Source organism: Nonomuraea sp. B19D2 (assembly GCF_040137845.1).
Taxonomy (GTDB): domain Bacteria; phylum Actinomycetota; class Actinomycetes; order Streptosporangiales; family Streptosporangiaceae; genus Nonomuraea.
In genome coordinates this window covers 218,898-242,477 of record NZ_JBEFAK010000007.1, presented here as the reverse complement: position 1 = coordinate 242,477, position 23,580 = coordinate 218,898, and the positions used below count along the sequence as shown (strand labels likewise).

General features: G+C 69.3%; 24 protein-coding genes. 3 read left to right on the top strand and 21 right to left on the bottom strand.

The window, feature by feature from the left end; translation table 11 throughout:
- The first annotated feature begins 216 nt into the window (after positions 1–216).
- Positions 217–594, top strand: a complete 378-nt coding sequence (locus tag ABN273_RS16350) for a site-specific integrase (RefSeq protein ID WP_349449685.1) — start codon at positions 217–219, stop codon at positions 592–594.
- A gap of 375 nt (positions 595–969) precedes the next feature.
- On the opposite strand, the gene ABN273_RS16345 is transcribed toward ABN273_RS16350, so the two are convergent.
- The 12 genes from ABN273_RS16345 to ABN273_RS16290 form a co-directional block, all read right to left on the bottom strand.
- Positions 970–2,331, bottom strand: coding sequence for a tyrosine-type recombinase/integrase (locus ABN273_RS16345; protein ID WP_349449684.1), 1,362 nt, complete (start codon positions 2,329–2,331; stop codon positions 970–972).
- Entirely contained in the window at positions 2,328–2,588 is a 261-nt protein-coding gene (locus ABN273_RS16340; protein WP_349449683.1) for a helix-turn-helix transcriptional regulator, read from the bottom strand. The genes ABN273_RS16345 and ABN273_RS16340 overlap by 4 nt, the downstream gene beginning before the upstream one ends.
- A gap of 80 nt (positions 2,589–2,668) precedes the next feature.
- A complete protein-coding gene (locus ABN273_RS16335; protein WP_349449682.1) occupies positions 2,669–2,833 on the bottom strand; it encodes a hypothetical protein in 165 nt (54 codons plus the stop codon).
- A 193-nt stretch (positions 2,834–3,026) separates the two neighbouring features.
- The gene (locus ABN273_RS16330) at positions 3,027–3,353 is read right to left on the bottom strand and encodes a hypothetical protein (RefSeq protein WP_349449681.1); all 327 of its coding nucleotides are present in this window, start codon (positions 3,351–3,353) and stop codon (positions 3,027–3,029) included.
- Positions 3,350–5,287 (bottom strand): helix-turn-helix domain-containing protein, encoded by a 1,938-nt coding sequence (locus tag ABN273_RS16325; RefSeq protein ID WP_349449680.1) that lies wholly within the window; start codon positions 5,285–5,287, stop codon positions 3,350–3,352. The genes ABN273_RS16330 and ABN273_RS16325 overlap by 4 nt, the downstream gene beginning before the upstream one ends.
- 10 nt (positions 5,288–5,297) lie before the next feature.
- Complete coding sequence (locus ABN273_RS16320; protein WP_349449679.1) at positions 5,298–6,302, bottom strand: hypothetical protein; 1,005 nt, start codon at positions 6,300–6,302, stop codon at positions 5,298–5,300.
- On the bottom strand, positions 6,299–6,748 hold the full coding sequence (locus ABN273_RS16315; protein ID WP_349449677.1) for a hypothetical protein: 450 nt from the start codon (positions 6,746–6,748) through the stop codon (positions 6,299–6,301). The genes ABN273_RS16320 and ABN273_RS16315 overlap by 4 nt, the downstream gene beginning before the upstream one ends.
- A gap of 14 nt (positions 6,749–6,762) precedes the next feature.
- Positions 6,763–7,296, bottom strand: coding sequence for a hypothetical protein (locus ABN273_RS16310; RefSeq protein ID WP_349449676.1), 534 nt, complete (start codon positions 7,294–7,296; stop codon positions 6,763–6,765).
- Positions 7,296–7,535 carry a hypothetical protein gene (locus ABN273_RS16305; protein WP_349449675.1) on the bottom strand — a complete coding sequence of 80 codons (240 nt, stop codon included), beginning with the start codon at positions 7,533–7,535 and terminating at the stop codon, positions 7,296–7,298. Before ABN273_RS16305 ends, ABN273_RS16310 begins: the two co-directional genes overlap by 1 nt.
- Before the next feature lie 156 nt (positions 7,536–7,691).
- Positions 7,692–8,087: a hypothetical protein gene (locus ABN273_RS16300; RefSeq protein ID WP_349449674.1), complete on the bottom strand. Its 396-nt coding sequence runs from the start codon at positions 8,085–8,087 to the stop codon at positions 7,692–7,694.
- Complete coding sequence (locus ABN273_RS16295; protein WP_349449673.1) at positions 8,084–9,688, bottom strand: hypothetical protein; 1,605 nt, start codon at positions 9,686–9,688, stop codon at positions 8,084–8,086. The genes ABN273_RS16300 and ABN273_RS16295 overlap by 4 nt, the downstream gene beginning before the upstream one ends.
- Positions 9,689–9,996: 308 nt before the next feature.
- Positions 9,997–10,389 carry a hypothetical protein gene (locus ABN273_RS16290; RefSeq protein ID WP_349449672.1) on the bottom strand — a complete coding sequence of 131 codons (393 nt, stop codon included), beginning with the start codon at positions 10,387–10,389 and terminating at the stop codon, positions 9,997–9,999.
- A gap of 238 nt (positions 10,390–10,627) precedes the next feature.
- Between ABN273_RS16290 and ABN273_RS16285 the strand changes: the two genes are divergently transcribed.
- Complete coding sequence (locus ABN273_RS16285; RefSeq protein ID WP_349449671.1) at positions 10,628–11,410, top strand: GntR family transcriptional regulator; 783 nt, start codon at positions 10,628–10,630, stop codon at positions 11,408–11,410.
- A gap of 106 nt (positions 11,411–11,516) precedes the next feature.
- On the opposite strand, the gene ABN273_RS16280 is transcribed toward ABN273_RS16285, so the two are convergent.
- From ABN273_RS16280 to ABN273_RS16245, 8 genes are all read right to left on the bottom strand, one after another.
- Positions 11,517–12,632, bottom strand: coding sequence for a hypothetical protein (locus ABN273_RS16280; RefSeq protein WP_349449670.1), 1,116 nt, complete (start codon positions 12,630–12,632; stop codon positions 11,517–11,519).
- 2 nt (positions 12,633–12,634) lie between these two features.
- Positions 12,635–13,603: a thiopeptide-type bacteriocin biosynthesis protein gene (locus ABN273_RS16275; protein WP_349449668.1), complete on the bottom strand. Its 969-nt coding sequence runs from the start codon at positions 13,601–13,603 to the stop codon at positions 12,635–12,637.
- Positions 13,585–14,763, bottom strand: coding sequence for a lanthionine synthetase C family protein (locus tag ABN273_RS16270; RefSeq protein ID WP_349449667.1), 1,179 nt, complete (start codon positions 14,761–14,763; stop codon positions 13,585–13,587). Before ABN273_RS16270 ends, ABN273_RS16275 begins: the two co-directional genes overlap by 19 nt.
- Entirely contained in the window at positions 14,760–17,810 is a 3,051-nt protein-coding gene (locus tag ABN273_RS16265) for a lantibiotic dehydratase (protein ID WP_349449666.1), read from the bottom strand. Before ABN273_RS16265 ends, ABN273_RS16270 begins: the two co-directional genes overlap by 4 nt.
- A gap of 81 nt (positions 17,811–17,891) precedes the next feature.
- On the bottom strand, positions 17,892–18,089 hold the full coding sequence (locus ABN273_RS16260) for an FxLD family lanthipeptide (protein ID WP_349449665.1): 198 nt from the start codon (positions 18,087–18,089) through the stop codon (positions 17,892–17,894).
- A gap of 279 nt (positions 18,090–18,368) precedes the next feature.
- Positions 18,369–19,601 carry a methyltransferase, FxLD system gene (gene fxlM / locus ABN273_RS16255; protein ID WP_349449664.1) on the bottom strand — a complete coding sequence of 411 codons (1,233 nt, stop codon included), beginning with the start codon at positions 19,599–19,601 and terminating at the stop codon, positions 18,369–18,371.
- Positions 19,602–19,726: 125 nt separating this feature from the next.
- Complete coding sequence (locus ABN273_RS16250; protein ID WP_349449663.1) at positions 19,727–20,047, bottom strand: hypothetical protein; 321 nt, start codon at positions 20,045–20,047, stop codon at positions 19,727–19,729.
- A 512-nt stretch (positions 20,048–20,559) separates the two neighbouring features.
- Positions 20,560–20,925: a hypothetical protein gene (locus ABN273_RS16245; protein ID WP_349449662.1), complete on the bottom strand. Its 366-nt coding sequence runs from the start codon at positions 20,923–20,925 to the stop codon at positions 20,560–20,562.
- A 66-nt stretch (positions 20,926–20,991) separates the two neighbouring features.
- On the opposite strand from ABN273_RS16245, the gene ABN273_RS16240 reads away from it, so the two are divergent.
- Entirely contained in the window at positions 20,992–22,536 is a 1,545-nt protein-coding gene (locus tag ABN273_RS16240) for an NsdA family TPR-like regulatory protein (RefSeq protein WP_349449661.1), read from the top strand.
- Here the strand turns inward: ABN273_RS16240 and ABN273_RS16235 are convergent.
- A complete protein-coding gene (locus tag ABN273_RS16235) occupies positions 22,533–23,543 on the bottom strand; it encodes an NAD-dependent epimerase/dehydratase family protein (protein WP_349449660.1) in 1,011 nt (336 codons plus the stop codon). The genes ABN273_RS16240 and ABN273_RS16235 overlap by 4 nt on opposite strands.
- Between the last annotated feature and the right edge of the window lie 37 nt (positions 23,544–23,580).

Sequence of the window (23,580 nt, the reverse complement as noted above, 5' to 3'; positions counted from 1 at the left end):
GGGTTCCTGCATTCGAGGCGACGTGGCCCGGGTGGCCAAGTCCCTGGCCAAGGCCCACATGAGCGACGCCGCCCGGTTCGCCAAGCCGTTCGCTGGATGGCCTGTCCAGTCCTCAGTACTATCACGACCTGCGCCGACTGCCTGTACCCGACCTCTTCAGGCCTGTTGCGCCGGCCATCATGCTCTTGATGCCGCGGTCGATCGACCCCGCCGACGATGCTGGTCACGAATATCCCGCCCGAACTGGTGGCCATCCTCCGCGATCACATCGCATCGTTCGGGGCCGGCGAGGACGGCCGGCTCTTCCGCACCCGCACGGGCGGCGTGATCTCCGGATCCGCCTACGCCAAGGTCTGGCAGGAAGCTCGGACGTACGCCCTCACGCCCGACCAGGCAGCCTCTCCCCTGGCGGGTAGGCCGTACGATCTTCGGCACGCGGCCGTCTCACTCTGGCTCAACGCGGGCGTGCACGCCCCGGAAGCCGCCGAACGAGCGGGACACGGCGTGGACGTGATGCTCCGCGTCTATGCCAAGTGCATCGACGGCCAACGGGAAGTCGCCAACCGGCGCATCCTGGACGCGCTCGCGGCGTGACCCACAACCCACGGCAGGACCCCGGGAAACCTCGGGGTCCTTTCGCCGTTCCGGGCCTCGAAACCGCCGCGCCCACCTGGGAAAACGGGGCTGCCAGCATTCCGCGTATGTTCCGCGACCAGTGGCACAGGGCTGCTTTGGGCCGCCTCCCCGCTGCCTACGAGCCAAGACCACCGATCATGCAAAAGACCAGGTCAACCCGCAGATTGCCTGGTCTCGGTTGCGCGCCCTGCAGGATTCGAACCTGCGACCGTCGGATTAGAAGTGGAAAGTCGCTTTGGGCGAGAAAAGACCCTCCGACCTGCGGCGGAGGGCGCAATGGGGAGCGTGGTGGCGTTGGTCATGCCGCGAATAGTCCATAGGCCGGGTTGTGAGTCATGAACCGTCCAATGCGTTCTCGATACGTTGATTGGCGACTTCGCGCTGGCCGTCGATGCACTTGGCGTAGATCTTCAGAAGCACGTCCACGCTGTGCCCGGCCCGCTCGGCGACCTCGGGCGCGTGCACGCCGGCGTTGAGCCACAGCGACACTGCGGCGTGCCTCAGGTCGTAGGGGCGGCCCGCCAGCGGAGAATCAATCTGGTCCGGGGTGAGCGCGAGCTTCCTTGCCTCCTGCCAGACCTTCGCGTAGGCCGAACCGGAGAACGTGCCGCCGCCGCGGGTGAAAAACAGCCGGCCGTCAGTAGCGGTGCCGAAGGTCTCGATGTGCGTTCGGAGGATGGCGACCAGCTCTGGTGGGATCGGCACCGGGCGGTCTTCCTTCTCCTCGCGGTGCTTGAGACCTCGGACATCGTAGAAACGGCCGGAGTTGGTGTACCGGCTGTTGCTCTGTGGTCGAGTCTTCGTTGGTGTCACCTGTCCCCACCCTTCGGCTGGCAGGACGCAGTCCGTCTTACGTAGCCCTTGCGCCTCGGCCGGGCGCAGGCCGCCGAAGTACATGCACGCGAACATCGCCGCCAACATCGGCCCGCGCGTACGCCCAACCAGGGCCACGGCGGCCAGGAGCGTGCGCGCCTGCTGGGGGTTGACGACCACACGCCGATCCACCCCGTTGTTCGTCTTCGCAGGCTTCCACTTGACGCGATCGAGCGGATTCGCGCTGACCTCGCCAAGTTCGAAGGCATACTCCAGGGCATGGTGGAACACCATCCGCTTGCGCCGGAACGTCGAGTTCGCGGCTGCGGTGCCGTCCAGACATACGGATAATGCCTCCAGAGCTGCGCGAGCGTGGCGGGCCTCGTTCAGCTCCGTCATCGGCAGCGACGCCGTCTCCAGCCAGCGCAGCGCCGCGGCGGCGGACCGCTCGTCAGGCTTGGACTGGCGATCCTCAGGCAGGAAGACGTGCTGTTGGAGCACCTGGCGCAGCAGTTTGTCGTCGGGGCGGCCTTTCTGGTCGCCGGTCAGAGCGAGCGTCACCGCGACCATGGTTTCAACGAGTCCTTCCCGGGACGTGGCAGCCTGGTGGGGCCAGCGCTTGTTCACGTAGTCCCGGGCAAACGCGAGCCAGGTGCGCGACTTCTTGGCCTTGAGCATGGATTCGGGCAGGCCAGTGACAGTGTCAAACCACTCGCCCTTGCGGGCCGCCTGGCGGAGTTCAGACAGGAAGTTCTCGGCCTGCTCCGACGTGCCGTGCGTGCTGCACTGTTCTTCGTCTTCTACGACCCAGCGCACCTGGTACTTCGGCTTCTTGGCGGGGGTGCGCCGGGTCTTCCAGAACTTGACCCGGTAGGACTTCACGCGCTCACCTCGAGCTCGGCGAGCCACGTCTGGTAGTCGTTCTGGTGGATGCGGAACTCGCCATTGGGGAGCCGGTGCATCTTGGGCGTGCGGTTTCGGGTCCGCCAGTGCTGCCAGGTCCGCCGCTTGATCTTGAGCGTTCTCATGATCTCGGGGACGGTGAGCCACACGTCTTCGGCGTGATTCGCCTCGGTCGCAGGCGTTGCCGAGGTGTCACGGGTCTTGGCAGGTTGGTTACGGCGGGTGGATGCGGCCATGATGGAGCCACTCCTATTCGTTCAAGGCGGTAGGGGTGCGGCCCCGGGTGGTGCTTGCCGGCTTGCCCGGGGCCGTCGCGCTACTTGGCAGGCTGCGGAAGCCGTACCTCGGTGTAGATGCGCACGTTGCGGGTGTTGCCTCGACAGGGCAGCGGAGCAGAGATCTCGATGACGTCGAACGTGCAGGCGATGAGGTCGGCGGCCTGGGTGACTTCGTCAGGTAGGCCGATGATGCGGATCTTCAAGAGGGTTCCTCCAGGTGACTGGTGCGGCGCGTGTCGTGCGTTGGTGATGGGTGCGGTCTGAAACCGTCGGGGACGAGGGGGCGCGCGAGCTGCGATTCGTGGTGCTGCGTGGCGTGAGATGTTGCATCTTGTGGCACTCGTTCGCAACTGTTGCAACAGGGACACCATAGCGCTCATATGCTGTTTGTCCAGCTCACGACGTCACACGTCCCTTTTGTCGTTTTGTCGCGACGCTGGAGTCTGCGATCACGGGCAGCGCCACGCACGCCGTGACGAGCAGGATGCTGGCGCTGACCAACCCCCACGTAGCGACAGCCAGCAGCCATGCAGCCGTAAGCGTCAGCGCAACCGCATACGGTCTTGCGCCCACGCCGACCAGCGGCACGAGGCAGGCCGCCACCAGCACCACGGCGGGCACGACGATCATCGAGTCCCGGTCGGACACGCCGGCGAGCACGCCAAGGAGCTGCGACCAGGCCAGCCACACCGCCACCAAAGCGCCCCGCAGTAATACGTTCATGACGCCCTCCGCATCTCCACATAGCGGCCATCGACCATCCGCGCCTGGCCCTGCTCAACCAGCGACGCGGCCACCCGGAACGCCACCGGCAGCGTCAGCCCCGAGCGCACCGTCAGCTCCGCCCCCGTCAATCCCTCGCTGGCGTCGGCCAGCAGCGACAGCACCTTCTCCTGCGCCGCGGCGACGTCGGACGGCGTGAGGCTCGGCATCTGTGCGGGCGCGTCGAGGTCGACGACGTCGGCTGATGCGATGGCGGGCGAGCGGCGTCCTTTGCCGCCCTTGCTCCGGGCTGGCGCGGCGTCGTCCGGCAGTGCGACCTTCGGCAGATTCACCGTCATCGCAGGCATCCCGCGCATGACTGCGCTCATCTTCGGGATGTGGCGGGCGCGCATCATCACTGGCCGGTCGGTGGCGCCCAGCAGGTAGCCGCAGCCCTTCGTCTTCTTCTGCGTGCCTGGGAAATGAATCTTGATCAGGTGCGGGTACGCGGTCATCCGCTCCCCGAACGTGGCCGACGCGATCCGGCGATCGCTGACTCGCAGCACCACGACGTTGCCCGACATGACCAGGGCGAGGATGTCGCCGCCGCCCATGCCGGCCACGTACACGTTCTGGTCGAGCGTCCACACCGTCATGCCGCACTTCGACCCCTCGGCGAGGATGTCGTGCACGATCGTGGCCAGGTCCTCGTGCCGCGCGATCAAGTGGAATTCGTCGATGGCGATGACCAGCATCGGCATGCCGTGCACGCCTGGGTGGTCGTACGACTGCACTCCGCGCTGGGTGATCCCGTCTTCGTCGGTCCATTCGATCTGTGACAGCAGCGCGCGGCGCCGCTGCATCTCTGCCTGGTAGGCGTACAGCCGCTGACGGATGGCGTCGATGCCGAGGGCGTGCGGCACGTACGGCAGCAGCGACGGGCAGCTCTGCCCGTCCTGCGGGTCGAGGTAGTCCAGCACGATCCGGCCTTCGGTGCGGGCGAACTCGGCTGCGGCGATCTTCAGAATGGAGCTCTTGCCCGTCCTCATCGCGCCGAAGATCCCGACCGGCAGCGGGCCGCTACCGGGCTCCCACACCTGCAACGCGGCGTCTCCCCAGCCGTCCTCGAACGGGCCGACCGGCAGGATCCCGGTCTCCAGGTCGAGAAGCGGCTCGGTCCACAGCTCCGGCTCGACGACGGCCAACCTCTTGAGGAACGTCACCGTGGCGGCGTTCTGCGCGCCGTCGTCCGGCTCCTCCACGTGCACGAAGTTGATGGCCACCCCGAAGTCGGAGCAGATCCGCTTGCGCGCCAGCATGGCGTCCTCGGTCGTGTGCCCGTCCAGGACGATCCGGTAGCGCGTCCCTTCGGCGCCGCCGCGCACGAACTCCTCGCGGTTTGCCAGCTTGGAGTCGGGGAGTGCGCCCTTCTTGCCCGCCGTCTTCTGACCCCAGCGGATCACGATCGGGTCGGCCGCCTCCAGCTCCTTGGCCTGCGCCGCCTCCAGCTCGCGGCGCTTCTTCTCCGGCCGGACGATGTAGTCGCGGTTGCGCCACACGTACGGCACCGTCCACAGACCGGCGGTCGCGAAGTACAGGCTCTGCATCGCCCCGAACGGGCCGAGCACGTCGGCCGCGGGCAGCCACAGGCCCGCGCCGGCCTGCCACCAGCGGAACGCGAGAGGCTTGCGCGTCGCAGGTATGAGAGCGCGGACCGTCGCCGCCGCGGCGTAGGCGGCTGCCTCTCCGGCGAGGACCTGCCAGGCGGGCACGTCTGCGAGGTGCAGGGCCATGCCTGCGCCCCACACGCCGAGGGCGGTGGCGTGTGGGGCGATGGCGTGGCGGTAGCGGAACATGGTCTTGCGGGTGACGGCGGCCGCGGCCTTGGCGAGGGCCTCCGTCTGCTCGTCCTCCTGCTGCTCGGGCTGCTGGTTGGGCGTGGTGTGGCGGGCCACGTGGTGCTCCCTAGTTCTGGTACCAGCTGAATTTGCGGACGACCCGGACGGGTGCGGAGTGCACCGCGCGGGCGATGTCGCCGTGTCCGTAGTCGAGCGCGCTGATCACGGCCGCCACGGTGGGCTGGCCACCGCCGCACGCGGTCACCGTCTGGGCGGTGGCGTGGGTGGCCAGCGCGGCCGCGGTGGCCTCCTGCTCGGCTTGGGCCAGCGCCTCCCACATGCGGGTGATCGTGCGGGGGTCCAGGCCGTCCGCCTGAACGGCCTGGAACGCCTGCAGTGCGAGGACGTACTTGTTGCGGGCCCGCGTGGCGACGTTCATGGCGTCCTCGTGCACGTTGCGCGCGTCGGCCTCGAGCACGCCCGACGCCCTGAGGAAGGCGCGCAGCCAGGTCATGAACCGCTCGAACCCGCCTGTGGCCAGCGCTTCCTGGAGCTGGGGGACGGTGGGCAGGTGGGTCGGGGTGCCATCACCGGCAGGCACGAGAGGGGCCTGCGACATGTCGATCCCTTCGAGCTCAACGAGTGGTGTGGGCCAGCCGTCCGGGCGTGGCCACTCGACGACGTCGGCGGCCTTGACGCCGCCCTCGACCTCGGGCGGCCGGGGCGTGCTGGTCCGCTCGACGGTGACGTCGACCTTTGTCGAGGGCGGCGGGGCGAGAGCTGGACGAGCAGGCGCCGCAGGCTGCGCCTGTGGCGGCGGGGCCTGCGGGCGTACCTGCTCGACGTGCACGGGCTCGACCGGCTGCAGCTCTGCGTCGTCGCCCTGGTCGTCGCGGGCGCCCGGGGCACTGCCGGGGGCTGCGGGCCGCTCGGGCCTAGCCGGCCCGAGCGCCCGCTTGAAGAAGCCGATCGCGATGTTCGTGGTCTTCGCGGTCCATGTCCGCTCCACGGTGTACGTGTCCGGCTCGGCTGGCTGCTCTGGGTCTGGCTTGCGGAAGAAGAACCAGCCGCCGACGACGAACAGCGCGAACGACACCACCACGGCGAACACCGCGGCGAGAGAGTCGATCACGACCAGCTCTCCACGGTCGCCCGCATCACCTCGGCGGTGAACGCGTCGTACTCGACCGGACCCCAGACAGCGCCGAACGCGATCCCGCCGAACATCCACAGCAGGCAGCAGGCGATGAACGTGGGCTTGTCGGGCTTGGCATCCTTGGCGATGTCCTTGACGACGGCGCCTGCCAGGAAGGTGAACGCGGCGGCGAGCAGGAACAGCGCCAGCGACCCGAGCAGGGTCGCCAGCGCGCCGCGCATGGCGAGCTCGACCAGCAGCGCGCCGAAGTTGACGAAGATCAGGCCGGTCGGCAGCACGAACATGCTGGCCGAGAACAGCAGCAGTAGCACGACGGCGAACACGCCCAGCGGCTTGCCGGGCAGCTTGTCCTTCTTGCGGATGCCCGCACAGATGAGGCCGAGGCCGAAGGAGAAGCCGCCGCCGAGAACGAAAGCGATCATGAGGGGTTGACCTTTCAGAGCAGTGCCAGCAGGAGCGGGAGAGAGATCATCAGCAGGTAGAACCCGGTCGTGATCGGGCCCCAGAACTTCAGGCCCGGCCAGCACACGGCAGACCAGGCGGCGACCCACACGCGCGGGAATCCGGACAACGTCTTGAGCGGCGGGAGCTGCGCGCGGCACAGGCCGGGAAGTCCTTCCTCCCGGAAGCGACGCCAGCGGCGGCGGTAGTCGCCCGCGCCGAGGAAAGCCATGGACGTGCAGACGAAGCACCAGCAGACGGCGAACACGCCGTGCACGCGCGCGAACCCGTCGAGCAGTCCGGCCTCGCCCGGCACGTACTCGCGCTCGCGGTGGTAGTCGCGCACCGTGGCGACCGAGGGGAGCCGCGCCGTGCGCAGGCCGCGCATCCGTGCCCGGTCCTCCAGGACCTCGACCCAGGAGGTCCGCGGGGCTCGCGCCGGCGAGGGCTCCGGGGCGGGGGCGGCCTGCTCGGCGGTCTCCTCCGGCTGGTCGGCGGGCACACCGGTGGGCGGGCTGTACTGGAACATCACTGGCCACCGCCCGCCTCGTCGTTGAGCACCTCGGCGAACTGGCGCGTCTGCTTGGCCAGATCCACGCACGCCTGCTGCGCCCGGCGAGAGTCACGCTTGTGCAGCTCGGACAGTTCCGACATCAGCCAGCAGGCCGTTCTCCAGTACAGCCGCCACGGCTTGGACTTCTCCTTGGCGGCGGCCTCGATGAGCGCGACGTGCTCGGCACGCCGGTTCGCGGCGCGGTTCGACACCATCTGTCCCCCGTCACTGTGCGTAAGTCGTGTTACGGTGGCCTCGCGCGCGCAACGCGCAACGCGCAACGCGCAACGCGCCCACGCGTTGGAACCCCCGCACAGCGGGCCTCGGCCCGACCTGCGGCATCCCGCTCCTCCGAACGCGGTCACGAACAGTCACGACAAGCCCTCGGCGCACGCCCGCGCGAACGCGTCCCAATCCGACTCGCGAGCGACCTCCGGCAGCGACGCCAGGTGCCACATGAGCAGCGACCGCGACACCCGCAGCGCGACCGGCTCGCACCCGGGCGTCCGCACGTCCCACCGCTCGAACTCCCAATCCAGCGGGAACGCGGTCAGCGCCGCGCACTCGGCCCGCCCGGTCAGGCCCGCCGTGAGCACGTCCAGCGGCACATCCACGCCGACGTGGCCCTCGACGGTGAGGCGGACGTGGTACGGGCTGTCGGCGCGGAACTCCAGCTCGACCATGACGACGGTCGCGATGTCGGCGAGGTGGTCCCAGGTGGGGACCGGCATGTAGCGGGCGACGGTGAGCTCGCTGTTGGGGGTCATGCGGGTTCTCCGTTGGTGTCGTCGATGGTGTCGTCGATGAGGACGGGACAGGCACTCGTCCCCACCTCGTCCCCGAGAGGCGGAGAGGACGAGAGGTCGTTCGTCCCCGCCTCGTCCCCACCGGGGACGGGGGACGGTCCCCGATTCGTCCCCTGGGGACGGTCCCCGTCCTCCGTCCTCACCGGAGGCTCGGCCGGAGCTTCCGCCCGCAACCTCTGGAGAAGGACCGTGGCGCGCTTGGTGGACACCTTCGTCCCCGCGGCGCGGATGGCGTCTCGGAGGGTGTCGCGGGTGAGGTTCGTCCCCGCCTTGTGAAGGTCAGCGACGATGCGCCATCCGAGCGGCATCAGCTCGTCAACGCTGTCCCACTCGGGAGGACGGTCCCCCGTTCGTCCCCTGGCTCGTCCCCTTCGGACGCTAGGGACGGTCCCCTCCTTCGTCCTCCGCCTCGTCCTCTCCTGCGGCCGGGGACGGTCCCCGGTCTCGTCCCTCGAGTTCGACGGGGACGAAGCGGCGTTCGTCCCCGCGCCGTCCCCACTGCGAGGAGAGGACAAAACAGGTTCCGTCCCCGAGGGAAGGACGGGGGCAGACGGGCCAGCCGACAGGTCTGCGGCCCTCTGCTGCGGGAGGACGACAAGCGGGGGGACGACCGGCATGAGGTGCTTCGCCTCCGCGCGGCCCTGAGCCCGCGCGATCGCTTTCATCGCCTCGATCGCCTCCGGGGGGACGGGCGTCTCCTTCTTGGCCCACGGCGAGGCGGGCTCGGCGTCCACCAGCGCGGCCGTGTTGTAGAGGGCAGCGATCTGCGAGAGGAGGGTCTCCTGCCGCTCCTGGTCCACGGCCAGGCCCGTGTGCTCAACCGCTGCGTCCATCGCCTTGTCGAGCTTGGCCAGCGCGGCGCGAAGCTTCCGCTCGGAGGCGCCGGACCCGCGCAGCGTCTTGGCGCGCTTCGCTGCCAACGCGACGCGAGTCAGGCGGCGGTGAGCGTCCACCTCCTGCGCGGTGCGGTCCTTCGTCTCGGCCAGACCGATCCGGACCAGTACCCGCTCCGGGGTGAGCCGCCAGTTGATCCGGCCGGTGCCGCGGATGCGGTGACGTTCGATGGCCATGCCGCGCTCCCACAGCCACGCGGCCACCAGGGGCGCAGCCAGCCTGAACACCGCCTCGGGCAGGGTTTGCGCGTCCATGCTCGACAGCACGGCGGTCAAACAGGTCAGCGCCCACACGGCGATGCCGTCGAGGCCGGCGGCGAAGTTCTCCCGCATGTTGCGACGGGCTCGGACGGCTGAGGTGACGATCGCGACTTCGACGAACGCGAACAGCAGCACGCGCAGCGGCCCGTCGAGACCAAGCACGTCGCCAGAGAAGCGCCACATGCCTTGTGCGGATACGCCGGTCGCGATGGAGGCGGCGACGACGGTCAGCACGTCCTCGACTGGACGCGGCGCCACGAACCGACGCCATGCGCTGCTGATCAGGCGCTTGATGACCCGCCCGGCCCGGTAGGCCAAGACGAGGACGACCAGGCTGAGCGCTCCGATCACCGCCGTGGCGATGGGGTGGGCTTCGGCCCAGGCGATCCTGTCGAGGACCGTGTTCATTAGTTGATCTCCTAGCTTTGTAAGCGATACCGCTTACGAAATTGTGGCTGGGTAGCTCGGTTGAAGTGACGGTTGCGAGCGCTATTCGGGTGGCCTGCACGTGGTGGCGTGACGATGTGCTTCGTAGGCGGTGCCAGGGATGTCAGTCTGGTGGCAGGCAAAGCAGGCGTAGTGGCCTGGCGTGTTGAGGGTGGGACACGTGGGGCCCGTGGCCTCCCATGCCACGGTGTCGAAAGTGCGCACCACCCCGTGCTTGGAGCCCTTGATGAAGTAACAGAGCCCGCCGTCCGGCGCACGGTGAGGCTGCATCATGCCGCCGACCTTGCCTTCTGGGGAGGGCACAGCTTCTTGAGGAGGGCCTTGACGTGCGGGACACGTCTTTTCGCGGTGAAGCCGCCGCGCACGCCAGCGACCTTGCGAATGGACCCGCCGTTGGCGAAGAGATCCATGGTGTCGTCGAGCACGGCGAGGCGGAAGCACGCTTCTCGGACCCAGCATCCGGAACACAGGGCGCCGGCCTGCCTCGGGTTGAGGCCGGATTCGTACCACTGGGCGTCGTTCCGGCCCTTGCACTTGCCCTCGCGTGCGACCTGGTCGGCGAAGGCGCGGCGGTCGTGGGCAATCTTCCGCAGCAGGTGAAGCCTGGGTGCGTCGAGTCGGCCGTTTCGACTGGATGGCGGAGATGCCATGATGGTGGACATCGGGATGACCTCCATGAATCTTTTCGCGAGGACGATTGGGTGGGTTGCCTGATTCGGCGGCCTCCGGTGGTGCTACACCGGGGGCCGCTTCCGTTTGATCAAGAGCTTCTGGTGGTGCTACACCGTCGGCTCCATGTCATCGATGTATGTACTTCCTACTCCTTCAAATGATGTTCGTCAATCCAGCTATCGCATAGGTAGCACGTAGTGTGTGAGAGGTACCACTAAGGTGGGCTCCATGAGTTCCGCGAGCAACGAGAGCCTGTATCGCGAGGTGGCGCGCAAACTTCGCAACAAGATCAAGGACGGCGTTTACCCCCTCGGCTCCAAGCTCCCCACAGAGGTCGAGCTCGCCGAGGAGTTGGGCGTCAATCGCGTCACCGTGAACCGCGCTCTGGCCACGTTGCGCGCGGAAGGATGGACGCGCACTCACCGCGGCGTCGGAACCTTCGTCCGCGACTTCATGCCGATCACCCGCGAGACCCCACGCAGGTTCAGCCGAGCCCGGCGCGAGCAGGGCGGTGCGCGCGGCGCCTTCGCCAGCGAACTGGCCGAGCAGGATCTCAGCTACGAAACGCGGACCGTAGTTGAGCGCGTCCGACCTCCACAGCACGTGGCCGACGTGCTCGGCGTCAGCGCCGAGGAGATCAGCGTCGTGATGCGGGCCCGCTACATGTCGGTCAAGGCTCCAGCAGGTCGGACCGTGCCCTACCAGATCGCCATCACCTACGTTCCACTGGAAATCGCGGAAGGTACGGCCATCGAGGAGGAGGACACCGGAATCGGCGGGCTCAGCAGCCGACTCGCTGACCTCGATCAGACCCAGGCAGAACTGGACGACACCATCGAGGTCCGGCCGCCTGAGCCAGAGGAGGAGTTCCTTGGGCTGAACGAGGACCAGCGGGTATTCGACATCTTCCACATCGGTGAAACCCGCGACGGCCGGCCCGTGAAAGTAACGACGTTCGTCATCCCGACGCATCTGTCCAAGCTGCGCTACCGGGTTCAACTGAAGGACTAAGCCAGTCACGCCGATAACGGCGCATCCGGCGAGCACAGCTCACACGCCGAGCTGGTCAGCGAGCTGTCGGTGCCTCCCCCGCCGCGTCGAGCAGTAGACCGCCGGGTCAGGCGCTTCGCACCGCAGAGGCAAGCATCTCGCCTGCGGCTTTTACGGAGGTGGTCAGCGTGTCGAGCAGCGGCGCCGGTATTGTCCCCGCCCTCAGGCCGGAAGCCGCCACGATGCTGCTCAGGGCCTGGCGATGAGCCTCGGACACCCGCGCCAACGGGTCGGGGTGTGTGAGGACGTCGCGGGCGGCGTACCCGTTTCCGCTCTCGATCACCTCGGCGGCCACCTGGGCGTGAACCTCCTCGGCCGTGTGCGGGTGGCTGCTGCTGGCGATGGTGGCCACGGTCAGGCCGAGCCGGGTCCGGAACACCATGAAGTCGGGCGCGGGCTTCGCCGAGAGGAACAGTTCGACCATCGACCGTACGTACTGGCTCACCGCCGTGTCGGGGTCGGCACACATCACGCGCAGGCATCCGGCGACCTGCCGCTCCCACGGCGCCGTGAGAACGCTCTCCCCCAGCACGTCGTGCGCCGCCCGGGTGGCACCGCGCAGGCAGTGGGCAACGATCACGACTTGCCGTCCCTCCATGAGGTGGTCGCCCACCCCTTTGTGTGCTCGGGCGTGGGTGACCGCTTCATCCCAGCGGCCGGCGAGCGCCAGCGTGCGGATCCCGTCCGCGATGTACTGCCGCCACGCCCATTCGCGTAGCTTGTGACGCTTGTCTCGGGGGCCGGTGAGGCCGGACAGCGGCAGGGTGTGCCCCTCGATCACCAGGTCGGTGCTGTTCCTGACCGCCTGATACATCGCATCCAGCAGCCGCATCGCGGGCTCTCCGGCGTCGGCGCGGATCTGCAGCCGGGCGAGGTTGTGAACCGGTTCGAGCATGTACCTCGCTTGGCGCGCGGTGAGGGGATGGCTTGCCTGCCGGTAGATGTTGATGTGCTGCCAGCACAGGTCACGGGCCAGATCAGGCATGCCGCAGTCGCTCGCCAGGAGCGCGGCCTTATTGAGCGCGTGCGCCCCCTCGTGCAGCCGATCGGCGCCTGGCCTCCTGGCGGTCTCGGCGATGCTGGCGATCTCGGCGACGCGGTCACTGAGTGGGGGGTAGGCGGGGCGGGCCCAGCCGACGAGCGGGAAGCGGCGAGCGACGGCGTGCAGCGTGGTGAGGTCCATGGTCAACTCCCGGGAAGGAAGGCGGCCGTGGTCGCGCGGGCGAGGATGCCTTGCGTGGCGGCCGACAGGCCGAGCCGGTTCCAGTGGAAGATCACGACGTGGGTGAGGAGGGCGCGTAGCCCGCGGTCAAGGCGACCTTCGGCCGCCGCGCAGCCCAGCTCGTGGCCAGCAGCCTGCCACGCGATGAGCCACGGTGCGGCGAACGCGGCGGGCCCGCCGGGGGCGAACGGCTCGCTGTCGGCCTGGGCGGGGATGGCCAGCAACGTTCGCACGTTGGCGGCGAGCTTTTCGACGCGGGCGGCGTCGGCGTCGGAAGGTGCGGGCCGCATCTGGGCCACCCGGGCGAAGACGTCGCCGCGCTCGAACCAGTCCAGGCCCGCGGCCCGGAGCAGGGCGTTGATGAGCACGATGGACAGTTCACGGCGGCCGAGATCGGGAGCGGTCTGGCGAGCGTAGTCGAGGACGCCGCGGCTGTCGGCGTAGAACAGGTCATGCGCGGCCTGCGCTCCGGCCGGACCGCCGAACGCGGCGGTCTCAGGCTCGTACACGGTCGGCCACCAGCGGGTGAGCGCCCCGGCTGCGGTCAGCTCATCGAGCACCTGGTCTACGGCCGGGATGTCCGCGTCGCGCAAGCGCAGCCGCCAGCCCGGGGGTTTGCGCAGGAACCACCACCCGGAGATCGCGCCGCCCGCCTGGAGTTGCTCCAGGCACGGCCCGAGCAGCTCGGCCCCGATCTGCTCGGGGTTGTCCCAGTCGGGGAACTGAACGCGTAGCTGGTACCAGCCGGCCTCGGCGCGTCGTTCGAGTGCCGCGAGCCCGGCGGCTTGGTACGCGATGGCGGCTTCGTCGAGGTCGACGGGATCCACGCCGATGTCGGCGGCGGCGGTGTCCAGGTCTGCCCCTGCGAGGAGGGCGAGGACGCCGGCGGCGAGCTGATGCGGCGCGGCGGTGGTCAGGTGATGAGGAGGCATGCGTCCCATCCAGAGCGCGGGGGTGTGTTGTGCCGTGCGGTTTCCAGGGCCAGGCCCACCCCGGCGGCTCCGGTCAGTAGCCCTTCGGTGTCGTCTTGACGGGTCGCTGCCTGCTGTGTGAGCGCGGCTGCGAGAGCGGGGAGCCGGTGCCCAATCGCCGGGCTGGCAGCGTCGAGGGAGGCCCGGTAGGCGGTCTGATACACGCCGGCCATCCCATGGCACAGCCCCGCGTCGGTGATGTTCTGAAGGTGCTGGTCGGTCAGGCATTCGACCATGGCCTTCTCTGCAATGCCGCGCCGGACCGGGTCGTTGGTGGCGAGGGCGGCGAGTTGCTGGGCGCGGGCGATCCCGGCCGTGCCGTAGCACCAGGACGGCCGACCCGGGCCGGGCTGGGCGGTGTGGCCGGTGCGGAGGTCATCGCGGGTGAGCCACTGCGGCCACCAGGTTCCGTCTGCCGAGTCTTGCCGCCACCGGTCGAACCATCCGCCCAAGGCGTCGATCGCGTCGGTTTGGCCGGGCACCGTGCAGCCACGCAGAGATGCGAGGGAGAGCAGGGCGAGCAGCCCGGCCGCGCCGTGCGCGAGGCCGAGGTTGACGTGCCCGCCGGGGGTCGGCATGAGCGGATCGGGGTCGTGGTCGACCCACCAGCCCGGCAGTTCCACGCCGTCCACGCGGCGCGGTTTGGTCAACGCGGTCAGGTAGCTGAGGACGGCGCCGAGTAGGTCGCTGCCGGGCGCCCGCAGGAGCAGTAGAGCGCCGATCCCGGTCAGGCCGCGGAACAGGTCGTACTCGGCGAACGCGGCGGGGGCTCGTCGCCTCATCCGTTCCGCAGCGGTGGCCAGGCGGCGTTGGGCCAGCCGGGCGACGTGCTTGTCCAGGGTGCGGGCCGCCGCCTGGTAGCGGGGTTTGCCCGTGTTCGCGGTGTGCAGGACGAACGCGATGGCCGGTGCCCCGTAGTAGAGCCCGGTATGTGGTGCGCTGTCGATGGGTCCGGCCGTGGCCTGCCGGATGTGCGCGTGGGCGCTCTGCCAGTCTCCGGTGCCGGACAGGGCGCGCTCGATGTGCAGGAGCGCGGCTGCGGCGGTCGGCTTGGTGAGGGATTGGCTCGCCATCTCGTGTTCGCTGAGCTCCACCGGTTCGGGGGCTGGGCGGCCGTTCACAGGGCACCTGCCAGGGCGAGGCAGCGCAGGGCGGCCGCGCGGGCGAGGCGGCCCGTGATCTTCTCAAACTCCGGGTCGACGCCGAGTGCCCGCACGTGGTGGTCATGCAGCAGGGTTCGCAGCACGGTGGCCGGGTCGCGCTGCTCGGCAAGCGCGCGGTGGTAGGCAGCCAGCGCCGTATCCCGGGCCCGCCAGGCGGCGGCGACGGTTTCGCCGCCCGGGATGGCGCGCACAGCCTGGTAGTCGTTGGCGGGGTCGCCCCAGCAGAGCGCATGGTCGCGCAGCGTGCGATCCAGCGGGCCGGTCTGCTGCTCCAGGCAGCGGAGCAGCGCCCGGTAGCCGGCGATGGTGTCGGGGGCGAACGTGGCGGCGAGGTGCGCCATGGACGCGGCGGCCAGCGCCTGGCCAGACAGCCGGGCAGCGTCGGCCACGCTGATCTGCGCGATGGCGGCCTTGGTGTCGGCGGCGAACGCCTGCTCGGCCGCCGCCAGTGCCGCGGCTTCGCCATACCGGCCGGGCTGCTCGTAGTGGGTGGCGACGGTGAGCTGCGCGGGCATGCCGAGCGCCTCCAGCCGGGCAGCGAACGCGGCCAGGCGTGCCGCAACCGGCCCGTACTGGCCGGGGTCGGCCAGGCGCAGGAACACGGCGAGATGCTGGTCGGCCTCCAGCCGGATCATGTCGCGATGCCTGCGCACCCACCAGGAGGTGACCAGGTCAGCAAGCTCGTCGGCGAAGGGCGGCAGATGCCGGACCAGGATGTCGTCGAACCGCGCCGGGTTGCCGACCAGGTGGGCACACACCAGCGCGGCGGCGCCCGGGGCCGCAGTCACCGGGAGACGGCGCTGCGACGGGTTGACCACGGTCATCGGGATCAGCAGCTCGGCCGGTCGGCCGATCCAGTCCAGCCCGTGCGGTGGGTCGTCTTCTTGCAGCTCGATCCGTCCGGCCTGCTCCAACCGCCTCTGAAGTACCGCTCGGTCCATCGGCTGATCGAGGTCGAGCGGGAGACGCAGGTCCTCATGGCAGAGCAGGACACGCGCCGGTGTGCGCCACCGCTGTCGCCACGCCTGCAGCGCCGCATCCCAGCCCTGCCCCGTGCCGGGTACGTCGGTGGTGGTGAGGAGCCAGCGGGCGGCGGCCAGGATGGTGCGCCGGTAGCGGATGCGCGGAAGGTACGGCATGGTGCGGGCGGCGCCGTAGTTGAACGGCTTGTAGACGGCGCTGCGGGCGTCGGCGACTTCGGCGAGGAACCGGGCCAGGGGCGGAGTCTGCACGGTGGTGTCCAGCGCATGGGGGATGCGGGCTATGACACGCCGGCCGGTGGAGCGCTGCACCAGGTACATGTGGGCGGAGTCGGCGGTGACCGCCAGGTCGTCGACGCCGATCGCGCCGCTGCCGGGGTGCTCGCCCAGGTGCACGACGTCGGGGACGAGTGGCGGGACCCGCGTGAGGTTCTCGTTGCGGGGGCGGCGGGGCGGGAAGGAGAGCTGCACTACCACGGCGTCGTCGCCGGTGTGCTCGCGGCCGGTGCCGTAGGAGGCGGCCAGCCGGGCGCGGTCGTCCTTGTCCAGCAGGTAGGTGAACCGCCCGGTCATGCTGGTGTGGGCGCGCGGGTTGGCGGTGATGTGCAGGTCGAACTCTCCGCGATCAATCGCTTCGGTGGAGGGGGCGGTCAGGGCGACGCCGAGCTCAATGCGGTGGGGCAGCACCACGGTGTCGTGGTCGCCCACGGTCAGCGCGGTGACGTCCGCCTCCGTGAGCGTGACCTCGTCGGCTCCGGTCAGGGCGGCTTTCTGGAGGAGGGCCAGGAGCGCGGCGTCTCGCTCGGTGAGCGTGCGCCAGGTGGGCCGGGCGCGGAGGGCTCCGAGATAGCCGCCGGGGAAGCCGAGCCCAGAGTCGGCCACCAGCTCCTTCACCGGGACCAGAGCACCGGGGCCGTAGCGGGCGAGGAACCGGGCGTGGTAGTCCATCCATGCCGTGCGGCCGAAGGGCTCCGTGGAGAGGCGCAGCAGGACGGTGGCGGCTCGGGCGGCCTCCTTCAGCACGACCTCGGGGACGGCGATTCGGGCGTCGAGGGTCACGTCGGTGACCAGCCCGGCGCCCGGGGCGAGCGCGGCCAGCTCCACGCGCGTCGCGGTGCGGAGCGCGGCGGCCCGCTCGGGGGCGGTGGTGTTGTGGCGCGTCAGCAGGTCGCGGATGCGTTCGAGGTGACGCAGCAGCCCTTTGACGTCGGCCAGGTCACCGCCGCCCGCGTCATGCAGGACGTCGATCAGGTGTTGCAGCGGGTCGGCGACCGTCATCGGCGGACGCAGGTTGGTGATCAGAATGCGCTGGTCCACCAGCGTGTGCAGCAGAGCGAGGATCTTCCCCGGCGCGGTATCGGGGAAGCGCGCGGTCAGCTCGGCGGCGAGCTCGTCGAACTTGACCGGTGTCGCGGCCGCAGCCAGAGCGATTTGCACGGGCCGGGTCAGACGCACGGATACCTCGCGCATGGGGCCGGGGAGCCGGGCGCCGCCCTGTGCCCGAGTGGCGACGATGAAGCGGCCGTCGCGGGCGATCCCAAAGCTGTCGGCGATCACCGTCAGGCGTGGCCGCAGGCCCTGATGCCGCTCGATCTGATCGGTCAGGTGGGTGACCCAATCAGCGTTCACCCGCGCGTACGCGCGGTGCTGGGTGCCGATGTCGGCTCTCGCGGGCCCAATAGCGGCTGTGGCGACTCCGGCGAACAGCCCGAACGGGGTCGGGCGGCGCTGCCAGCGCAGCAGGTAGGAGGCGGTGGCCATGACGGCGCGGCGCACGTCGCTGCCGGGCGCCGTGGTAGAGCCGAGCAGGTCGTCGACGCGGGTACCAAGATCGGGACTGGCCATCTGCAGGGCCTCGCGCACTTCGCCGCGGGTCCACACCTTCGCCAGCCATGTCCGGCCTTCCTGCTGGATGGCGGCGGGGTCACGCAGGTTGAGGCGGGTGGGTAATTCGAGGTCGCCCGGGTCGGTGCTCGCTCGCACCATCACCAGGCCGGTGTGCCGGTAGCGCGGGGGAACGCTCATCGTGATCCCTCTGCTGGGTCGGTAGTGAGCCGCGCCGCCGGCGCCCACACGGGATCGTGGGCGCCGGCGGCAAAGAGTGGTTCAGGAAGGGTCGTTGGAGCTGGTGGTGCACGCGCTGGTGCTGCACGAGGTGCCGCACCCGTCGCTGGTGTCGCACATCATGATCACCAGCGGCGTGCTGGCCTCCACGACGCGCATGTCCAGCTCGAACTCCTCGTCGGCCGCGACGTCCGCGGGGTTCAGGACGTCGGTGGCGTCGAGGGTCAGCGTTGGAGCCATCGGATCACACTCCTCACATCGGGTTGGGTGTGGGGCATCTGAGACTTTTCTCGGTAGATGGCACCGACGAGACGGCTGGCCTGGGACAAGCCGGCCCGCTTTTCAGGCAACTTGGCACTGATCTTTCACCCAGGTTGGCCCCCGAGCTTCGGCCGTACAGCGACTCCGCATCGGCTGACGAGGACAACTGCCCCGCGACCAAGATCAGGTGCCGTCTTGCGCGAAAAGGTGCCGAGTACCACGAAAAGTCTCAGCATCCTGGCCCGTCTGAACGGCCGATCAGCCGGTGGGCCAGGAGATCGTGACAAGACCGTGGGTCTTGTTGAGGGCCGCCGTACCCTCGGGCAGGTCGGCGGGGATGTGGCCGGTCGGCCAGTAGGCGAACGTGGGCTCCGGCCGGTTCCGGGCCTGCTCGTCCCACGCCCGGATCTGCTCGACCATCACGGTTGCCGCCTCCTGGCCGTGCGGCCCGTAGGCGCGGGCCCCGAACTCCGAGCCCGCGCCTTCCATCGCGGGCCGCACCGACAGGTAGGCAAAGGAGTCGTCGCGCACGCTGGCGAACGGGAACCACGTCTTGCGCTCCTGGGCGAGGTCGGTTCCCTCCTCGGCGGCCAGTCTGCAGAAGCCGGGCAGGAAGCTCGCGAACCACAGGTGTAGGTCGGCGAACGACACGCCGTGCTTGATTGTGACGTCGGACCACACTTCGCTGCGTTCGCTTGCCAGAACGCCGTCCAGCAGTGCGGGATTATCGGGCGCCCCGCCGTCGAACCGTAGGGTGATGGCGTGCCCGTGGGGGTCGGGCAGCCGGAACTCCCTGTCGACGTGCTGGCCGGCTCCCTGCATGGGGACGAACCCAGCCACCACTGCGGATGTACTGGTCAGGTGGTCGTTCGTGCGGCGGAACGCGATCGAGCGGCTGACGCCGTTCATCCGCAACGGCACCACGAGCGTGCCGTCAGGGGCCAACTGGCGCCGCCACGCCGGGGCCAAATCCCACGCGCCGACCGTCACGATGATCGCGTTGAATGGCCCGACCCCGGGAATCTCGTGCTCGGCATCGGCCGTGATCACCTTGACCCGGTCGCCGTAGCCGACGGCGTCCAGCAGCTCGGTGGCGCGGGCGGTCACCTCCGGGTCGATGTCGACGCTGACCACCTGGCCGTCCGGTCCGACGATTTCGGCCAGCATCGCCGCGTTCACACCGCCCGAGCCGATTTCCAGCACGCTCATGCCCGGCGCCAGATCGGCTTGCTCGATCATCGCGACCTGGATGTACGCCGCGCTGACGGAGGAGATGGCCGTGCCGTGCTCATCCCTCTTGGTCACGACCGCGCTGTCGGCCTGGTAGGTGACCTCCAGCGGGGTGTCGGCCGGCACGAACGCGTGCCGGGGCACCGTGCGGAACGCCCGGTCGACCTGAGCCGACTTGATGTACCCCGCCGTGGTGAGCTCGTTGGCGAGCTTGTCCCTCAGCTCGGCGGCCTGCGCCTGGTCGATGGTCTCGTCATTCACTGAATGGTCTCCCCTGTGATGTGTCTTCTGGTCAGCGGCTTTGCGAGGGGCTTGGTACGGCGCGGGTTCACCGTGGCGGGGCCGGTCACCCCTGTCCACTGGACACGCCGGGACTGGCGGGCTCGTCATGGCATCCTCGCCGCAGGGAAGTCGTCGGGCTCCGGCCTTTCCCCGCTGCGCGCATGCTCGGCGTGGTGCTGCTCGGCGAGGGCGATGTAGACGTCGAGGACCTGGCGGTAGCGGCCGCGTCCGGTCTCCTCGTAGCCAGCCTCCTCGGCCTGGCGAAGCACGAAGAATTGGCCGCCCTCGGATGCCAGCTCGTACCGGCCGCAGCATGAGGTGTGGGCGACTCGGAGGATGCCGCCGCGCGAGACGTACGGCGTCCACTCGAACGTGTCGGCCGTTGGGGCGTCAGCTCGCCGCTCGTGGCGAGCAGGCTGTGTCATCTGCTGTCTCCGTGCTCGATTCGGCGCATGGTGGTGCGGGCGATCGAGCGGTAACCCGAGAACGGGCTCCCTCTGCGGGCATCGGACTGCGGTAGGCAAACAGGTAGCCGCGGCGGAGCGCGGCCATGATGACGGCATCCATGACACAGCCTTTGCTGGCGGGGTCGGGGCGTCGTACGCCCCCGGGTGATCCGAGGAAGGCGGACGAGCGCACATCCAGGTGTCCGCCTTCCCCGGCCAGGTCGCCCAACCACGGCGAACCGGCCAGGCTCGCGCAGTGGGGAAGAGGACGACCGAGAGGTGGATCTCGCGGCCCACGGCCGGGCGTGGCCCCGTACGTGGGCCGCGAGACGAATCGGCGCGGGTCCGAGTGAATGGAGAGTTCGGACGGTTGGCCCGCGCCGGAGTGCACGACCGTGGAGGAGTTCGCCCCTCCGGCCAGTCGCGCCGGGACGTGGGGAGTTGCTGCCGGACCTTGCGGTGGGCAGCGTGCTGGGCCACGTCTCGCTTGGTCACCCGACCATCTCCTGAAAGAAGCCGGGGGAAAAGTGGACGACCGTGGGAGGGTGCGCCGGGATGGCCTCGGCCACGGCCAGCAGCAGTTCCTGATCGACGTTGAGGACGTTGCGCCACAGCTCGCGGAGGCTTCTGCCATCGACTGGAGTGTTGACGTCCATGTCGTACGCCGGGAACGCCCGGAACTTGCGGCCCCACGGCTCCCACATCACCTGCCAGCGGCCGCCCCACGACTCCTGCAACTGTGCGGCCAGGAACTGGGCATTCTCGTCGCTCAGCACCTCGTTGGCGCGATCCTTGCCGCCCAACCTGGCGTCGTATGGCGGTGCGATCGCCAAGAGGTCGTCAGTCTGGCTGTCCATGTCGTTCGGTCGTCTTCCTAGTCCACGGGGTGAATGGGGTTGGCCTTCGCATCGTGGCCTCCCGTAATGGACATCGCCACGTGGCGCGAGGGGCCATCTTGGACAGCACCTGGACATCTGCCGGACTTGTCCCGACTTCTAGCCGATCGTCGATGGCGCGGCTTCTTCTCACTGGGTCGGGTCGGCCCTACCGTGAGGGCAAGAGCTGTCGCGTCCGACAGGAAGGCCAGCATGGATGAAACTGTGCTGTGGCAACTCGCTAGAGACCAAGGGTTGCTGCCCTACCGTTCGTTCTCCCGCGCCTTCCATGAGACGGGCAAGAATCGCGGCTACCCCGGGCTGTCGATCAGTTCAAGGCAGTGGAAGCGGTGGCTGCGCGGCGAGGTGCAAACTGCGCCTTACCCGCAGGCATGCGATGTTCTTGAGCACATGTTCAAGAGGCCGATCGCGGAATTGCTTGCGCGGCGGCCCTCAAGCACCAGTGACGGTCCACCCGAGCTAGGCAGGGCGCCGCGACTGCCCGTCCGGCTGCTCGGCGCGACCGTTGATCAACCCAAGGGGATGTACGAAATGATGATGGACGCCGCCGACCAGTCGAGGGAGGCCGCCGCCGAGGCGGAACTCGAACTCGGCCAGGCGGCGATGGAACAGCTAGAAGATGACGTCGTCCTCCTGGCTCGCACCTACCTGCTGCGGCCGCCCATGGAAGCCTTCCCGGACCTGGTCGCCAGGCGGGACCAGGTGCGCGCCATGCGGGAGGAGACCCGCAGGCCCGACCAGCTCAGCGACCTGTACCGTCTGGAGAGCGTGGCGAGCATCCTGATGGCCGAGGCGTGCATCGACCTCGGCCAGACCCGCCACGCCACCGACCACGCCCGCGCCGCCTGGTCGGCCGCCAAGAACATCGGCCACGTACCGCTGGCCGTGTGGGCGCGCGGCATGATGGCCACCAGTGCCTACTGGTCCGGCCAGCCCCGCGACGCCGTCACCGCCATCACCCGAGCCGAACAGCATCACCCAGTGGGGATCGCGGCCGCGCGCGTCCACTCCATCGCGGCCCGAGCGTGGTCCCACCTGGGCGACAAGGACAAGACCGTGGCGGCGATCCGCGCGGCGATGGAGGCCCGCGCCGCCGATCGAGGAGGCGACGACCTGCAGGCGATCGGAGGCGTGTTCGACTGGGACCCGGTCCGGGAACAGCGGTGCTTCTCCTCGGCGCTGCTGCAGCTGCTCCAGGTGCGCGGGCAGGAATTCGAGCCGGCCGCGGTGCGGCAGTTCACCAGTCGGATCTTGGAGCACACGCGGACGGCGCTCGCCGACGCTCGGGCACTCCCAGCGGATCAGCGTTCACTGATGGTGGAGGCCACTATCGGAATCGAGATGACCACGGCATTCGTCATCCTGGGGGATCTGCTCAACGCCCGCCAGACCATGAACGATGTGCTGGAGTTGCCCGCGAACAAGCGGACCTTCCCCGTCGTGCACCGGCTCAAGGGGCTGCATCAGCAGTTGGTCCTGACGCAGCAGACACAGCAGGCCGAGTCACTGAACTCTGATGTGACGACGTTCATGCAGGCGTCCACCGTGCGCGCCCTCCCCCCAGGGAGTTAGCCGACGCGGTGGGCGGCCCAGGCTGCCAGGATGGCCGCCTCTCGCTCCGGTGTGATGCCCAGCTCCGAGGCGCGCTCATGGTCGAGGCGCGGGCCTGCCTCGTTGAGCCACCGCCATGTGTCGGCCACGGTGTCGGCGAGCGGGCGGCAGGTCAGTCCGGCGGCGCGGGCACGAGCCGCGTTGACGCGCCATGTGCCCGGGTACGGCCGCCACAACGGCAGCTCCGTCCACTCGCGCACGCCCTGAGCGATCAGGAAATCGTGCGGCACCCACTCCAGGACCGCCGGGATGCCGGTGACCTGCCGGCACGCTTCGAGTAACTCGCCGAACGTCGCCGAGCCGATGGGCGCGGACAGATTGAACGAGCCGCCAAGCTGCTGCTCAGCCGCGTGCAGGGCGAACGCGGCGACGTCGCGGACGTCGATCGGCTGGATCGGCCGGTCCGAAGTGCCGGGCGCGAGCACCAGGCCGCCCTTGGCGATGCGGCGCAGCCACCACGGGATGCGGCCCACGTACTCGTACGGGCCGAAGATGACGCTGGGCCGGAGGATGGTGGCGCGGTCGCCGAACACGGTGGTGACGGCCTGCTCGCATCCGGACTTCTCGCGGCCGTACTGGTCGGCGCCGGACTCGCCAGGCGGCCCGTACGGCGTGTACGGGCGGACAGGCGAGTCGTCGTCGAGCGGGTCGGTGGGCCACCCGGTGTAGACGTTCACGGTGCTGACGTACACATAACGGCCTGTGGCGTCGGCCAGGGCTTGCGTGGACCGCTGGACCAGGTCCGGGGTCATGCCGCTGGTGTCAATCACCACGTCCCATGGGCCGGCGGCTGCGAGCTCGGCCATGTCGCGGTCGCTGGCGCGGTCGCCACGGTGCGGTGCGGCTCCTGGGACGTCGCTGCCGGACTTGCCCCGCGTGAAGGTCACCACGTTGTGGTCGCGTTCGAGGGCTTGTTCGGCCAATGTTCTGCCGAGGAACCATGTGCCGCCGAGGATCAGCAATCGCATGCCCACGATCCTGGCTCATGACGTCGGATTCAGGGAA